Here is a 14,285-nt window from a genome sequence, read left to right on the forward strand (position 1 = left end):
AATACAATAAATAAGAAAACTCTGACGGCAAGGAGAATCCGAGCGGAAATAGTTACTAGATAAGAATTTGCGAAACCATTTTTCTGACAAAATGCCAGAAAGATGGTTTTTTGTATATTTAACCAAATAAACTGCGGAGCAGTTATTTGATTATGAGCAAGTAGCAAAGCGAATGTTTTTATCCGCTTGACTAAGCAGCAAAACAACAGGAGGGGCAATATGTTAAAGGTAGCAATATACGGAAAAGGCGGCATCGGCAAGTCCACAGTGACTTCGAATCTGGCGGCCGCTTTTGCAAATATGGGGAAGCGTGTCATTCAGATCGGATGTGATCCGAAAGCGGATTCCACCATCAATTTACTTGGAGGAGAGCCGCTTCGTCCGGTGATGAATTTTATGAGGGAAGAGGACGAGGAGCCGGAAAAGCTGGCGCAGATTTCAAAGGAAGGATACGGCGGAATCCTCTGCATTGAGACAGGTGGCCCGACACCTGGACTTGGCTGCGCAGGGCGAGGAATTATTGCAACTTTTCAGCTTCTCGAGGACATGGAATTATTCGAACACTATAAACCGGATGTGGTTTTATATGATGTATTAGGCGATGTTGTATGCGGTGGTTTTGCAGCACCGATCCGTGAAGGATATGCGGATAAGGTTCTGATCGTTACATCCGGAGAGAAGATGGCACTGTATGCGGCAAACAATATTTCCAGTGCTGTCAGAAACTTTGAAGATCGCAGTTATGCCCGTGTATTTGGTATCGTGTTAAACCACAGAAATGTGGAAAATGAGACTGAGAAAGTACAGGCATTTTCCGAAAAAATCGGAGTGCCGATTGTGGGAGAAGTACCACGAAGTGATGAAATTATCCACTGGGAAGAGCAGGGAAAGACAGTGATCGAAGGAAATTCGGATTCAGAGATCAGCAAGTGTTTCTTTGACCTGGCCACATTACTATGGAAAGAAGAGGAAAAAGCATGAAACAGGAAGCTTATTTTTGTACGGTAAAAGAGCTGAATGAACTTGGAAAAAATAAGATTCCGCAGCAGCTTATTTCCCATACACATCTGATCTACAGTTCCCCGGCAACGCTGGCATTCAATTCCCCGGGAGCAGAAGGATTTGGTGTCAAACGTGCAGGTCTGGCAGTTCCGGATTCAATCATGCTGATCGTGTCTCCGGGATGCTGCGGCCGCAATACATCGGTTCTCAGTTCCATGCGAGCCTATCATGACCGTTTTTATTATCTGCTGATGGATGAGACAGACATTGTAACAGGAAGACATCTGAAAAAAATTCCAAAGGCAGTAGCAGAAATCTGCGAAGGACTTGAGAAAAAGCCGTCTGTTGTGATGATATGTATTACCTGCGTGGATGCACTGCTTGGTACAGATATGGAACGCGTCTGTCATAAGGCCGAGGAATATGCGGGGATTCCGGTAAGGCCATGTTATATGTATGCACTGACCAGAGAAGGAAGAAAGCCGCCGATGGTGCATGTGCGGCAGTCCATTTATTCTTTGCTGGAGCCGAAGAAGAAAAAAGGAAATGTAGTGAATTTACTTGGATATTTTTCACCGCTTGTAGATGATTGTGAACTGTATGATCTGCTTCACAGAGCTGGGGTAAAAACGATTCATGAGATTTCCAGATGCAGGGATTATGCGGAATATCAGACCATGTCAGAGGCAAACTTTAATCTGGTATTGCATCCGGAAGCACGTTTTGCGGCAGAGGATTTTCATGATCGGCTGAAAATTCCGTATATCGAGCTGCGCAGACTGTATCAGATTGATAAAATTGCCAGTCAGTATCGTGCCTTTGGAGCAGCGTTGGGTGTGGAATTTGATGATGAATTTCCGCGGAAAGCAGCAGAAGCTGCGGTGGCAAAATTTAAGGAAGTCCATCCGGATGCTGCATTTGCAGTTGGAGAATGGATGAACGGAGATCCGTTTGAGCTGGCACTTGCACTGGTGCGATATGGATTTCAGGTGCCGGAGATTTACGGAACTTTATCCGGTGAAAATTTCATCTATGTGAAGCAATTAGCGCAGATCAGTCCGGAGACGAAAGTATTTTCCAATCTGGAACCGACCATGATGTATTATGACGGAAGTCAGTCCGGTGTCAATCTGACCATTGGAAAAGATGCCGGATATTACCATAAAGAATGTCCAAACGTGCTCTGGAATGAAGAACGGCAGCCATTCGGTTACGCCGGCGTGCGCAGACTGTTTGAGGCACTGGCGGAGGTGTAACACAATGAGAGGACTGAGAAAATATCTGACACCTTTTGCGCCGGATCAGTCCGGGGTTGTGTCTGTATTATATGAATTTGGTGGTATTATCGTTATCTGTGATGCCGGCGGCTGTACCGGAAATATCTGTGGATTTGATGAGCCGCGATGGTTTGAGAGCAAAAGTGCACTGTTCAGTGCGGGGCTTCGTGACATGGATGCGATCCTTGGACGTGATGACCGCCTGGTAGCAAAACTTGCAGATGCAGTGACAAAACTGGATGCGAAATTTGCGGCAATCATCGGGACACCGGTTCCGGCAGTAATCGGAACGGATTACCATGCACTGAAACGCATGACTGAGAAAAAAGTAGATCTGCCGATCCTGACTGTGGACACGGATGGCATGGAGTTGTATGACAAGGGCGAAGAGAAAGCATGGCTGGAACTGGTTCGTGTATTTGCAGGCGAAAAGGAAGATGCAACTGCAAATAGAATAGGGATTCTCGGTATGACACCGCAGGATATCAGTGATCTGCGTGCAGCAGACCGCATCCGGGAACGTTTCGCCGCAGAGGGAAAAACTGCAGTCTGTTATGGAATGGGAGACGGACTTGAGGATGTGAAAAGGGTCTCCAGCGTGGAAAAAAATATTGTAGTAGCGCCGGCTGCTTTGGAAGCGGCTAAATATCTGGAACGCACCTATGGAACACCTTATGAGACTGGTTATCCGCTGGTAGATGAGTTGGTCTGTGATATGGATTATCATGGAAAAAAGGTGCTTATTGTACAGCAACAAGTAATTGGATGTGCTATCCGGGAGGAAATATTAAAGAAAGCACCGGATGCACAGGTAACGGTGGCGAGCTGGTTTATGATGAAACCGGAACTTCGCAGGGATGAAGACCTGAATTTGCGAGATGAGGAAGATTATATCGGGCTGGTGGAAAATGGAGCATATGATGTGATTTATGCAGATTCGTGTATGAAACGAATGACGCCGAAATTTGAGGGAGTATTTGTGGATACCATACATTTTGCTGTGTCAGGGAAACTTGTAACAGTGGAAGCAGCAAAAAAATTGAAAGAACCGAAAAATCCAAGAGGATCAAAAGAACCGGGTAAAACGGACAGTCACGATTATTATAATTACGATCGAATGAGTCTAATGGGAGAAGTGTATGAATAAAGAAGAAATAACCTGGCGCATCCGGGTATACGGTATCGTTCAGGGAGTTGGATTTCGGCCAACAGTAAGTCGCCATGCGACGACCCACGGGATTCGCGGAACTGTCTGTAATAAGGGACCATATGTAGAAATTTATGCGCAGGGCACAAAAGAACAGGTCGAAGGATTCCTGAATGAACTGAAAGAACATCCACCGAAACGGGCGGCTATTTTAAAAATAAATACAGAAGATATTACTGCAGAGACAACAGTACATTTTGAAACATTTGACATTATTGAAAGTGAGAAAACAAAAGGTGAGATCTTTGTTTCACCGGATATTGCAATCTGTGAAGAATGCAAAGAAGAAATGTTTGATCCGAAAAACCGACGGTATCTGCATCCGTTCATCAACTGCACCTGCTGTGGTCCAAGACTTACGATTCTGGATGCACTGCCGTATGACCGGGAACGCACAAGCATGAAAGAATTTCCCATGTGCCCGGATTGTGCGAAAGAATATTTCGATGAGAAAACAAGGCGTTATGATGCGCAGCCGGTGTGTTGCAATGAATGTGGACCGGAGGTGTATCTGATCGGAAGATCCGAACGGGGACGAGATGCAATTACATATACACGTCGAATGATCAGCGAAGGCAAGATTGTGGCAATCAAAGGAATCGGAGGTTTTCATCTGTGCTGTGATGCGACAAATGAAGAAGCAGTTAAACGTCTGAGAACATTAAAGAAACGTCCTGCCAAGCCTTTTGCAGTGATGGCAAAGGATGAATCGGTGGTAAAACGGGAATGCATTGTGACACCGGAGCAGGAGACAATACTTACCGGACATCAGAAACCAATCCTGCTACTGGACAGAAAAAACAGCGGCAGGCTGGCAGATTCTGTAGCACCGGGAAATCCGAAAGTTGGAGTGATGCTTCCCTATGCACCAGTGCAGTTATTGATTTTTCAGTATGATGATGGGATTAAAATGCCGGATGTTCTGGTGATGACCAGTGGGAACACCTCTGGAGCTCCAATCTGTCGTGAGGATAAAGAAGCAGTTGATGAATTGTCGCATTTATGTGATGCGATGCTTTCACATAATCGAAAAATCAGGATCAGGGCAGATGATACGGTAATGGATTTCTATAAAAATAAGCCATACATGATCCGGCGTTCCAGAGGCTATGCACCGTTGCCGTTTATGACATCAACAGACTGGAAAGGACAGGTACTTGCCGTTGGTGGAGAGTTGAAAAATACTTTTTGTATCGGTGTGGACAGTCGTTTTTATCCGTCTCCATATGTGGGAGATCTGGAAGATCTGAGAACAGTAAAGGCATTGCAGGAGACAATTCACCGTTTTCAGACATTACTGGAAGTAAAGCCGCAGGCGGTGGTCTGTGATTTGCATCCAAAGTACAATTCTACAGTGGTTGCGAAGGAATTTGGCTATCCGATGATTCAGGTGCAGCATCATTATGCGCACATCTTATCCTGCATGACAGAAAATGACTGCCAGGAACCGGTTATAGGAGTTGCTTTTGATGGAACTGGATATGGAACGGACGGTACGATCTGGGGTGGAGAGATTCTGCTGGCAGATTATGAGGATTTTACAAGATTTGGAAGTATTACCCCGTTTTTGCAGATTGGCGGTGATGCTTCTGCGAAAGAGGGTTGGCGTATTGCGGTATCTATGATCTATGGATATACGAAAGACCGCGAACAGGCGTGGGAGATTATTGAAAAACTTGGTCTTTGCACTGAACAGGAAAGTAAAGTGCAGTTTACCATGGCAGACCGGAAAATCAATGCAGTGATTTCAACCAGTTTGGGACGGCTTTTTGACGCAGTCAGTGCGATACTTGGTATCAGACGTCAGTCAAGTTTTGAGGGCGAAGCATCAATGGCACTGGAGTTTGCGGCAGAAGCATATGAACCGCAGGATATGGAAACAGTCGAAAATCCGACCGGAAATGAAAACTTAGACAAGATGGTGTATAAAAACGAGGAACGTTTTATTTTGAATACCAGGATGCTGATACAGTACATTGTAGAAGAAAAAATGCAAGGTTCAGACAGCGGCAGACTCGCATATCTGTTTCATCAGGTACTGGCAGAACAGATCACAGCAGTCTGCATCGAAGCACGCAACAGCAGCGGCAGAAATAAAGTCGTGCTGAGTGGCGGTGTATTTCAGAATCGATTACTGTTGCGCCTGACAGAAGAACGACTCGTACAGGAAGGATTTGAAGTACTGCGACATCACATGATTCCGCCAAATGATGGAGGAATCGCAATCGGACAGGCCGCATACGGGATGTGGCATTTGAACAATAATATATGGGTGAACAGGAGGATATAGAAATGTGTGTAGGATTATCTGCAAAAGTAGTAAAAATCAGTAATGGCACAGCGCTCATCGACGCAGGCGGTGCCAAAAGAGAGGTTTCTTCTCAGCTTCTGGAAGACCTGGAGCCTGGAGATTATGTCATGGTTCATGCAGGTGTGGCGATTGCAAAGATCACTGATGAAGATGACAGTGAAACAGAACAGCTCATGGAGGAATTTTTATAATGGCAGAGGAGAAAAGTGAAAAGAAAAAGAAAACCGCCAGGGAGATCATAGAAAATTATGATGGCCCGAAGGTACGGATCATGGAAGTATGCGGAACGCACACTCATGAAATCTTCAGACTGGGAATCCGTAAATTGCTGCCAGAGCAGGTAGAATTGATTTCCGGCCCTGGATGTCCGGTATGTGTGACTCCGGTTAGCTTTATTGACGAAGCAATTTATCTGGCACTGGAAAAAGGAGTTACGATCTGTACGTTTGGCGATCTGGTACGTGTACCGGGGACCAAGATGAGTCTTGCGGGAGCACGTGAACAGGGAGCAGAAATCCATGTCGTGTATTCTCCGGCAGATGCGGAAGAATATGCCAGAGAACATCCGGACAGGCAGGTGACATTTCTGTCTGTTGGATTTGAAACAACGACACCGGCTGGATGCCTTTCTGTAAAGGCAGCAAAAACGGATGGACTGGAGAATTACTCGATACTGACTGCCAATAAAACCATGCCACAGGCTTATGAGGTGTTAAAAGGCAGTGCAGATGTATTTTTATATCCGGGACATGTCAATGCCATCACGGGAACACGTCTGTGCGAAGCACTGACAGAAGAGGGAGTCAGCGGCGTTGTGGCAGGATTTACTGCAAAAGAACTGATGACAGCACTGGCAGTTGCACTGGTAAAATTTCAGGAAGGAAAGCCGTTTTTTGTAAACTGCTATCCGCGTGTGGTGACACAGGATGGAAGCAGGGAAGCACAGGCACTTGTAAATGAGATGATGGAAGCCTGTGACTGTGAATGGAGAGGCTTGGGCGTGATTCCGGCGTCTGGCATGAAATTAAGACAGGAATGGCAGAATTTCGATGCACGTATCAAGTATCAGATGCCGAAAATCGAAGGAAAACCAAACCCGGCCTGTCGCTGTGGCGATGTATTGCAGGGAAAATGCAAACCATCTGATTGTAAAGTGTTCGGAAAAGGCTGCACTCCGCAGCATCCGGTCGGGGCCTGCATGGTATCCGGCGAGGGAGCCTGTTCTGCGTATTATCAATACTCATAACGATTCGGTACTTTCTCAGTTATAAGTCAAAATCCATTAAAAACTGGCTTCAATGATGGGATTTTTATTTTATATGTTTCAGTATTTTGGCATGAAAATGTAAGAACACCTCGCGGGACAATAGACTGCTGAATAGTTATCAGCATTCATAAGATATAAATTTATCTTTACTAGAAAGAAGGAATTCATTATGGAAAATAAAACAGTAACAATGGCACATGGTGCCGGTGGCAAACAGACATCTGAACTGATCGACCAGGTGTTTAAAGCACATTTTGCAAACAAGGATCTGACAGCAGATGATGCAGCAGTATTAGTTCCACCAACAGGCAAAATGGCAGTATCTACCGATGGTTTCATCGTATCTCCGGCATTCTTTCCAGGAGGAAATATCGGTAAATTGTCTATTTGCGGAACTGTGAATGACCTTGCCTGTATGGGAGCAAAACCACTGTACCTGACCTGCGCATTTGTGATTGAGGAAGGATTTCCGATGGAAAAACTGGAAGAGATCGCTGCCGCCATGGAGAAAACAGCAAAAGAAGCAGGTGTACATATTGTATCAGGAGATACAAAAGTTGCAGGAAAAGGTCAGGTAGATGGAGTTTTTATCACCACAACCGGAATGGGTGAAATAGAAGAAGGAGTAACTGTCGGCGGAGAACTGGCGAAACCTGGGGATGCAATCATTGTAACCGGTGATATCGGACGCCACGGATGCACGATTTTGCTAGAGAGAGAAGATTTTGGAATTGATGCAGATGTGACCAGTGACTGTGCACCTTTGTGGAACACGGTAAAGGCAGTCATGGATACCACACACAATCTGCATGTAATACGTGATGCAACCAGAGGCGGTGTTGGAACTGTCCTGTATGAGATTGCAGGTCAGAGCAACGTAGGCATTTGTTTAAATGCGGCGGATGTTCCGGTACAGCCGGAGGTAAAGGGAGTCTGTGGAATGCTTGGACTTGAGCCTCTATATCTGGCATGCGAGGGAAGACTTGTCATTATGGCACCAAAGGAAGAGGCAGAAAGCATTGTAGAAACATTGAGAAAATGTCCATATTCTGCAAATGCAGCGATCATTGGTGAAGTGATCGCAGAGGAACCGGGAAGAGTGATCATGGAGACAGAGATCGGCACACAGGCACTGCTCCCTCAGCCGGGAGGAGAACTTTTACCAAGAATCTGCTAAACAGGAGGAATCAGGCATGGACACCAGAGTGGCAGTTATTTCAATTATTGTAGAACAGGAAGATGCGATCGAGGAGTTAAACACTCTGCTTCATGAAGCTCGCCAGTATATTGTAGGCAGAATGGGAATCCCATACCGCTCAAAGGGAGTCAGTATTATCAGCATTGTCATAGATGCACCGCAGGATAAGATCAGCGCACTTTCCGGGAAAATCGGACATTTAAAGGGAGTATCTGCAAAAACAGCATATTCAAAAGTCATTACTCCGGCAGAAGGAGGAACAAAAGATTGATCAGAATAGCAGTATATGGAAAAGGCGGAATCGGAAAATCTACGACTGTTTCAAATGTAGCGGCAGCACTGGCAGAAATGGGACTTAAGGTGATGCAGATCGGATGCGATCCGAAAGCAGATTCTACCATTTTACTCCGTCACGGAGAGGCAGTTCCGGCAGTGCTGGATTTATATAATGAAAAAAAACAGGCATTGCAGTTGGAGGATATGATCCGTATTGGCTACAACAATGTCATCTGTGTGGAAGCCGGCGGACCGACTCCGGGACTTGGCTGTGCCGGTCGTGGAATCATTACGGCGCTGGAAAAGCTGAAAGAGCTGGGAGCATATGAAGTATACAAACCGGATGTGGTCTTATATGACGTGCTTGGAGATGTAGTCTGTGGTGGATTTTCCATGCCGATGCGAAACGGTTACGCTGACAAAATATTTATCATCACATCCGGAGAAAATATGGCGATTCATGCAGCCGCAAATATCGCCATGGCAGTGCAGAATTTTAAGAATCGTGGATATGCCGGACTTGGCGGACTCATTTTAAACCGTAGAGAGGTTCCCAGAGAAGAGAAAAAAGTAGCAGAGCTGGCAGAAGATTTCCACACTTCTGTTATAGGTACCTTATCACACAGTGAACAGGTAGTACTGGCAGAAGAACAACAAAAAACATTGATGGAGTGTTATACTGAAAGTGAAATGGCAGAGGAATATCGTGCGCTTGCAGTGCAGATGTACCGCATATGCGGCGGTGCTTTGAGAGACGGAAACAGTGCTGTAAAGGATGAATGTATGAGTAGATGCGTGGATGCACATATACAGGAGGAAGTGTAATGTTACGTTGTGTGGGTGAAACGGTTGATCCGAAAGGTGCAATGGTAAAAATAAAAGACGCTTCGTTTCCAGTGCCTTTTGCTTCAGAATTGGAATATAATTCTCCGGTACATGGCAACTGGAATATTGTACATACAGGGATGCAGGTTCCGGAATCCATTCAGATTTATGTCTGTGCAGACAATTGCATGCGTGGTGTTGTACTGACAGCGGCGGAGATGAATGCGGCAGACCGTTTTTCTTTTGTGATTCTGGAAGAACAGGATCTTCTAAACAGCAACCTGGAAGATATTACTATCGAAGGTGTGACAGATGTGCTGAACAAACGCGGGGACCATCCAAGGGCAGTTCTGCTGTTTACGGTTTGTCTGCATCATTTTGTGGGAAGCAATCTGGACTATATTTACAGTGAACTGGAGTACCGTTTCCCGGATATCTGTTTTATCCGCTGTTACATGGATCCAATCATGCAGAAGCATGGTTTAACTCCGGATCAGAAGTTACGCAAAGCAATGTATGATCCACTTCCATTCTGCGAACCGGACAGGAAAACAGTATCTGTATTTGGCAGTGATTTTGCGCTGGATGAGAGCAGTGATATTAAGCGTTTATTAACACGATATGATTATACAGTGCAGGAACTGCCTATTTGCAAAACCTGGCAGGACCTTCTGGATATGAGCAAAGGCTGTCTGTTTATTGACTGTTATCCTGCCGGAAAATACGGAATGGAAGAACAGGCAAGACATCTGGGACGTAAGCATCTGTATCTTCCCGGCAGTTTTGACTATGAAGAGATCGAGCGGCAGTTAAAGCAGTTGACAGATACACTTGGACTGCCGGAATTGACAGAAGACGAACTGGCGCATGAACGAGAATCCTGTGAAGAGGCGCTGGTAAATGCCAAAAAACTGATCAAAGATATGCCGATTGCTTTGGATTATCTGTATCATCCAAGACCTCTTGGACTGGCGAAACTGCTTCTGACTCATGGCTTTTGTGTGAAAGCTGTTTATCTGGATGGCATCAGTCCGGAGGAAAAAGAAGACTTTCTCTGGCTGCAGAAATACGCACCGGAACTTGAGCTGATCGCAACGATCCAGGTGAAGATGCGAGTACTGCCAAGAGGCGGCAGTGAGGAAGTGCTTGCAATCGGACAAAAGGCAGCTTATTTCAGTCGAAGCCGTCACTTTGTCAATCTGGTACAGGGAGAAGGCCTGTATGGATTTGACGGTATCAGAAGAACAGCAGAGCTGATGATGGAGGCGTATCGTGAAGAAAAGGATACGGAAAAACTTGTAGTGCAAAAAGGATGGGGGTGTGAGTGCTGCCTATGAGACAGTCTTATCGAATTATACCGATTTATACAGCAGACGTGTCCGGTGTCTGTTCCGCATTATATGAACTCGGTGGAATGATCGTGATGCATGATCCGTCCGGATGCAACTCTACTTACAATACCCATGATGAGATACGCTGGTACGATCAGGACAGTCTGATCTTTATCTCAGGACTTACAGAAATCGATGCGATCATGGGAAATGACCGTAAATTTATCGATGACATCAAACATGCAGTTCGTGAATTACATCCAAAGTTTCTCGCACTGGCAGGATCTCCAATCCCATTTATGAATGGCACGGATTTTCCCGCAATCGCGCGGGTGATCGAGGCGGAAACCGGAATTCCTGCATTTTCTGTGCCGACAAATGGTATGCATGATTATATATACGGAGCGGGAATTGCGCTGGAACAAATTGCCCGGAGGTTTGTAAAAAAATCTGCCAGACAGGAGAAAGAAGCTGTTTTTTCACGCAGTGTAAATCTGCTGGGAGTGACACCACTGGATTTTGGACCACAGGAAAACGTAGAGACATTAAAAGAAAATCTGAAAAAGTATGGATGGAATATTTTAGCTACATGGGCGATGGGAGATGATCTGGAAACTCTGCAGAAATCAGGGAAAGCAGATGTGAATCTGGTGGTGTCTGCAGTAGGACTGCGGGCGGCAAAGTTCCTCTGGGAAACATATAAAATCCCATATGTGATCGGAACGCCAAACCAGTGGCTGGCAGAAGATATTTCAAACTCACTGGAGACAGAAGTTATACAGCAGTCTGCAAGCGAACAGCACTCCACAATTGCACATCAGGCAGAACCCACGGTTGTATATCTGCAGAACCGTATATTGCAGGATGCAGGGATCACTCTGATCGGGGAACCTGTCACGATGGGATCTCTGGCAGCAGGTATCGAAAAGAAATATGGACGTGCAGCCCGCGTGTTTTGCCCGTTAAAAGGATGTGAAACTTTGCTTGGCAAAAAAGACAAAGTGGTATCTGGAGAAGAAGCAATGGAAGAAGCCCTGAAAGATTCAAAAATTATCGTTGCAGACCCGCTATACCGTCCAATATGCCCAAAGGACAGCACTTTTTATGAACTTCCACATGTGGCATTTTCAGGAAGAATACATTTATAAAGATAAGGATTCGGACTCTGAAGTTTTGGGATATTTATAGGAAAGTAAGAAGATAACAAAAGATGAAAAAGATATCACAAAGAAAAACAGGAATTTTGATCTGTATACTGGCGGCGGTCTGCATACTGGCAGTTTCGGTACAGGTACAGGCAGCATCAAAAAAAGTAATTTTTGCGAAAGCAAATGGAAGTGTGAAAATAACATTGGAGAAAAAAGATGGTTCATGGCATCTTACAACAGGAAAAAAAGAGAAAGATAAACAGCTCCTGGCGTCAAAAATCGTATATGTGAAATTTTCCAAAGAAAGCGAATTTTCTACAGGATATTATGCATTTAACAAAAAGGGAATCCTGGATACGCGAAGAACCTTTCATGTTCTGGATACAAAGATCGGCGATGTACGAAAACCAGCTGTCACAGCAGCCTTCATCCATCCAGTTCTTCCTTCACATGGGACGGTCAGGTAAACATGGCTTCTGCAAAGGATGCAGGAATGATCCTGGAGCAGATTTACAGGGGAAAATGCGTATCTGCCAGATATTCCAGAGAAATGCTGAATCTGCTTCTGCGTCAGACAAAAACATGGAAGATCCCGGCAGGACTTCCGTACGGAGTAAAATGCGCGAATAAAACAGGGGAGAACGACAGCTGCCAGAATGATGTGGCAATTGTTTATGGCAAAAAGACTACGTATATTTTATGTATTTTTGCACAGACAGATGAGTACAGTGGAGTAAATGGAATCCAGACATTATCTTCCAGGATCTACAGTGCACTGAATCGCTGATCTTCAACAAACAGGAGGAAAAATGCCAGGAAAAAGCTGTTATCCCGATCATAGCAATGACAGCAAATGCTTTTGAAGAGGATCGTCGAAATGCATTTAAAGCAGGCATGAACGGGCATATTGCAAAACCGATACATGTAGAAGAATTATTTTCACTTCTGGCTGAGATGATAAAATGACAGATATGACAGAGTTGAAACTGAAATTATCCGTCGGACTTTGGGAGGATATGATTATGAGAGTACTGATCACAGGTACAAGTTCCGGGATCGGAAAGGGTATTGCAGATAAATTTTTGAAGGAAGGATACACAGTTATTGGGATTGACCGCAGGGAAGCATCCATACAGCATGAATGCTATACGCATATCTGTATGGACATTCGTGATAAGACACAATATCCGGAATTAGCTCCCTTTGACATTGTGGTCAACAATGCAGGGGTGCAGAACGAAGAAGATATTGATGTGAATTTAAAAGGAACGATTGCAATTACCGAGAAATACGGAATGCATCCGGGAATCAAAGCAGTCCTTATGATCGGTTCTGCCAGCGGACATAACGGGTCTGAATTTCCGGAATATGTTGCGAGCAAGGGAGGAGTCCTTTCTTATACAAAGAATGTTGCGCTCCGCATTGCAAAGTATGGAGCAACCTGCAACAGTCTTGATTTCGGAGGTGTTCTGACGGAGCTGAATAAACCGGTTATGGAGGATGAGGCTTTGTGGAACGAGATCATGGAGCAGACCCCGCTGAAACGCTGGATGACAGTAGAAGAAGCCGCAGACTGGGCATATTTTATGACAGTCACAAACCGTTTCTGTACAGGACAGAATATCCTGATAGATGGTCTGGAAGCAGGAAATGCCCATTTTGTATGGCCGGAGGAATAGAGAGCAGAGATACTTGTAAAAACAGGTATCTCTGTTTTTATCTGTTCCGGCAGATTATTCATTGAGAAATCGAATATTTTACAGTATAATAAAATAAATACGCCCTGTGAAAAGCTCTGCTGTTCTCGGCATGTTCAGTAAACTGATAAAGGGGTATTGGAATAATTTTTGGATGAGGAAAAAGAAATGAAGGAATTTATCAGTGAAACAATTATGGAAAAGTACGAATTCCGTAATATCAGACCAGAGGAAGTTGATCAGGCGGTCAGAATGGAACAGATCTGCTTTCCGCCAAATGAGGCGTGCTCGGAGAAGCATATGAGAGAAAGAATACTGCAGGTTTCAGAGTTCTTTCTGGTCGCAGTGGATAAAGAAACTGGAAAAATAGCCGGTTTCTTAAGTGGAAACGCAACAGATGAGGAAGTTTTCCGTGATGAGTTTTTTACAGATGTTACGTTAAAAAACCCGAAGGGAAAGAACATTATGCTTCTGGGACTTGAAGTACTGCCGGAGTACAGAGGGCAGGGACTTGCAAGAGAACTGATGTACCAGTATCTGAAAAGAGAGAAAGAAAATGGCAGAGAGAAAGTCTTTCTTACCTGCCTGGATAACAAAGTGGAGATGTACACTAAAATGGGCTATAAAGATCTGGGAATCTCTGATTCTTCATGGGGCGGTGAAGAATGGCATGATATGCTATATACTCTGTAGAAAATGAAGGCAGGGAACTAAATAGGAAATAGAAAAGACCATAATGAATGCAG

16 protein-coding genes are annotated in these 14,285 nt (G+C 44.8%); all 16 read left to right on the forward strand.

Annotated features, from left to right (window positions below; translation table 11 throughout):
* The first annotated feature begins 186 nt into the window (after nt 1-186).
* The 16 genes from R8695_RS04295 (at nt 187) to R8695_RS04370 (ending at nt 14,232) form a co-directional block, all read left to right on the forward strand.
* Nucleotides 187-981 (forward strand): nitrogenase iron protein NifH, encoded by a 795-nt coding sequence (locus R8695_RS04295; protein WP_279238216.1) that lies wholly within the window; start codon nt 187-189, stop codon nt 979-981.
* Nucleotides 978-2,258 (forward strand): nitrogenase component 1, encoded by a 1,281-nt coding sequence (locus R8695_RS04300; RefSeq protein WP_154780890.1) that lies wholly within the window; start codon nt 978-980, stop codon nt 2,256-2,258. The genes R8695_RS04295 and R8695_RS04300 overlap by 4 nt, the downstream gene beginning before the upstream one ends.
* A gap of 4 nt (nt 2,259-2,262) precedes the next feature.
* Nucleotides 2,263-3,426: a nitrogenase component 1 gene (locus R8695_RS04305; RefSeq protein WP_154780889.1), complete on the forward strand. Its 1,164-nt coding sequence runs from the start codon at nt 2,263-2,265 to the stop codon at nt 3,424-3,426.
* Nucleotides 3,419-5,776, forward strand: coding sequence for a carbamoyltransferase HypF (gene hypF / locus R8695_RS04310; protein ID WP_154780888.1), 2,358 nt, complete (start codon nt 3,419-3,421; stop codon nt 5,774-5,776). The genes R8695_RS04305 and hypF overlap by 8 nt, the downstream gene beginning before the upstream one ends.
* A 2-nt stretch (nt 5,777-5,778) precedes the next feature.
* The gene (locus tag R8695_RS04315) at nt 5,779-5,988 is read left to right on the forward strand and encodes a HypC/HybG/HupF family hydrogenase formation chaperone (RefSeq protein ID WP_118510825.1); all 210 of its coding nucleotides are present in this window, start codon (nt 5,779-5,781) and stop codon (nt 5,986-5,988) included.
* Nucleotides 5,988-7,043, forward strand: coding sequence for a hydrogenase formation protein HypD (gene hypD / locus R8695_RS04320; protein WP_154780887.1), 1,056 nt, complete (start codon nt 5,988-5,990; stop codon nt 7,041-7,043). Before R8695_RS04315 ends, hypD begins: the two co-directional genes overlap by 1 nt.
* A 190-nt stretch (nt 7,044-7,233) precedes the next feature.
* The gene (hypE, locus tag R8695_RS04325; protein ID WP_154780886.1) at nt 7,234-8,241 is read left to right on the forward strand and encodes a hydrogenase expression/formation protein HypE; all 1,008 of its coding nucleotides are present in this window, start codon (nt 7,234-7,236) and stop codon (nt 8,239-8,241) included.
* 16 nt (nt 8,242-8,257) lie between these two features.
* Entirely contained in the window at nt 8,258-8,533 is a 276-nt protein-coding gene (locus R8695_RS04330; RefSeq protein ID WP_118510819.1) for a TM1266 family iron-only hydrogenase system putative regulator, read from the forward strand.
* A complete protein-coding gene (locus R8695_RS04335) occupies nt 8,530-9,363 on the forward strand; it encodes a nitrogenase iron protein NifH (protein WP_154780885.1) in 834 nt (277 codons plus the stop codon). The genes R8695_RS04330 and R8695_RS04335 overlap by 4 nt, the downstream gene beginning before the upstream one ends.
* Entirely contained in the window at nt 9,363-10,700 is a 1,338-nt protein-coding gene (locus R8695_RS04340) for a nitrogenase component 1 (RefSeq protein ID WP_118510815.1), read from the forward strand. The genes R8695_RS04335 and R8695_RS04340 overlap by 1 nt, the downstream gene beginning before the upstream one ends.
* On the forward strand, nt 10,697-11,842 hold the full coding sequence (locus R8695_RS04345; protein WP_154780884.1) for a nitrogenase component 1: 1,146 nt from the start codon (nt 10,697-10,699) through the stop codon (nt 11,840-11,842). The genes R8695_RS04340 and R8695_RS04345 overlap by 4 nt, the downstream gene beginning before the upstream one ends.
* A 62-nt stretch (nt 11,843-11,904) precedes the next feature.
* A complete protein-coding gene (locus R8695_RS04350; protein ID WP_118510811.1) occupies nt 11,905-12,309 on the forward strand; it encodes a hypothetical protein in 405 nt (134 codons plus the stop codon).
* A gap of 2 nt (nt 12,310-12,311) precedes the next feature.
* Nucleotides 12,312-12,629 carry a serine hydrolase gene (locus R8695_RS04355; RefSeq protein WP_154780883.1) on the forward strand — a complete coding sequence of 106 codons (318 nt, stop codon included), beginning with the start codon at nt 12,312-12,314 and terminating at the stop codon, nt 12,627-12,629.
* The gene (locus R8695_RS17645; protein ID WP_334298135.1) at nt 12,629-12,808 is read left to right on the forward strand and encodes a response regulator; all 180 of its coding nucleotides are present in this window, start codon (nt 12,629-12,631) and stop codon (nt 12,806-12,808) included. The genes R8695_RS04355 and R8695_RS17645 overlap by 1 nt, the downstream gene beginning before the upstream one ends.
* A gap of 56 nt (nt 12,809-12,864) precedes the next feature.
* Nucleotides 12,865-13,521 (forward strand): SDR family NAD(P)-dependent oxidoreductase, encoded by a 657-nt coding sequence (locus tag R8695_RS04365; protein WP_118510859.1) that lies wholly within the window; start codon nt 12,865-12,867, stop codon nt 13,519-13,521.
* A gap of 186 nt (nt 13,522-13,707) precedes the next feature.
* Nucleotides 13,708-14,232, forward strand: a complete 525-nt coding sequence (locus R8695_RS04370) for a GNAT family N-acetyltransferase (RefSeq protein ID WP_154780882.1) — start codon at nt 13,708-13,710, stop codon at nt 14,230-14,232.
* Nucleotides 14,233-14,285 lie beyond the last annotated feature (53 nt).

Source organism: Blautia luti (assembly GCF_033096465.1).
GTDB lineage: Bacteria > Bacillota > Clostridia > Lachnospirales > Lachnospiraceae > Blautia_A > Blautia_A luti.

What these genes read in the sequence shown, in the direction of transcription:
- R8695_RS04300 (WP_154780890.1), top strand. Translation starts at nt 978, where the DNA reads ATGAAACAGGAAGCTTATTTTTGTACGGTAAAAGAGCTGAATGAACTT.
- R8695_RS04305 (WP_154780889.1), top strand. Translation starts at nt 2,263, where the DNA reads ATGAGAGGACTGAGAAAATATCTGACACCTTTTGCGCCGGATCAGTCC.
- hypF (WP_154780888.1), top strand. Translation starts at nt 3,419, where the DNA reads ATGAATAAAGAAGAAATAACCTGGCGCATCCGGGTATACGGTATCGTT.
- R8695_RS04315 (WP_118510825.1), top strand. Translation starts at nt 5,779, where the DNA reads ATGTGTGTAGGATTATCTGCAAAAGTAGTAAAAATCAGTAATGGCACA.
- hypD (WP_154780887.1), top strand. Translation starts at nt 5,988, where the DNA reads ATGGCAGAGGAGAAAAGTGAAAAGAAAAAGAAAACCGCCAGGGAGATC.
- hypE (WP_154780886.1), top strand. Translation starts at nt 7,234, where the DNA reads ATGGAAAATAAAACAGTAACAATGGCACATGGTGCCGGTGGCAAACAG.
- R8695_RS04330 (WP_118510819.1), top strand. Translation starts at nt 8,258, where the DNA reads ATGGACACCAGAGTGGCAGTTATTTCAATTATTGTAGAACAGGAAGAT.
- R8695_RS04340 (WP_118510815.1), top strand. Translation starts at nt 9,363, where the DNA reads ATGTTACGTTGTGTGGGTGAAACGGTTGATCCGAAAGGTGCAATGGTA.
- R8695_RS04345 (WP_154780884.1), top strand. Translation starts at nt 10,697, where the DNA reads ATGAGACAGTCTTATCGAATTATACCGATTTATACAGCAGACGTGTCC.
- R8695_RS04350 (WP_118510811.1), top strand. Translation starts at nt 11,905, where the DNA reads ATGAAAAAGATATCACAAAGAAAAACAGGAATTTTGATCTGTATACTG.
- R8695_RS04355 (WP_154780883.1), top strand. Translation starts at nt 12,312, where the DNA reads ATGGCTTCTGCAAAGGATGCAGGAATGATCCTGGAGCAGATTTACAGG.
- R8695_RS04365 (WP_118510859.1), top strand. Translation starts at nt 12,865, where the DNA reads ATGAGAGTACTGATCACAGGTACAAGTTCCGGGATCGGAAAGGGTATT.
- R8695_RS04370 (WP_154780882.1), top strand. Translation starts at nt 13,708, where the DNA reads ATGAAGGAATTTATCAGTGAAACAATTATGGAAAAGTACGAATTCCGT.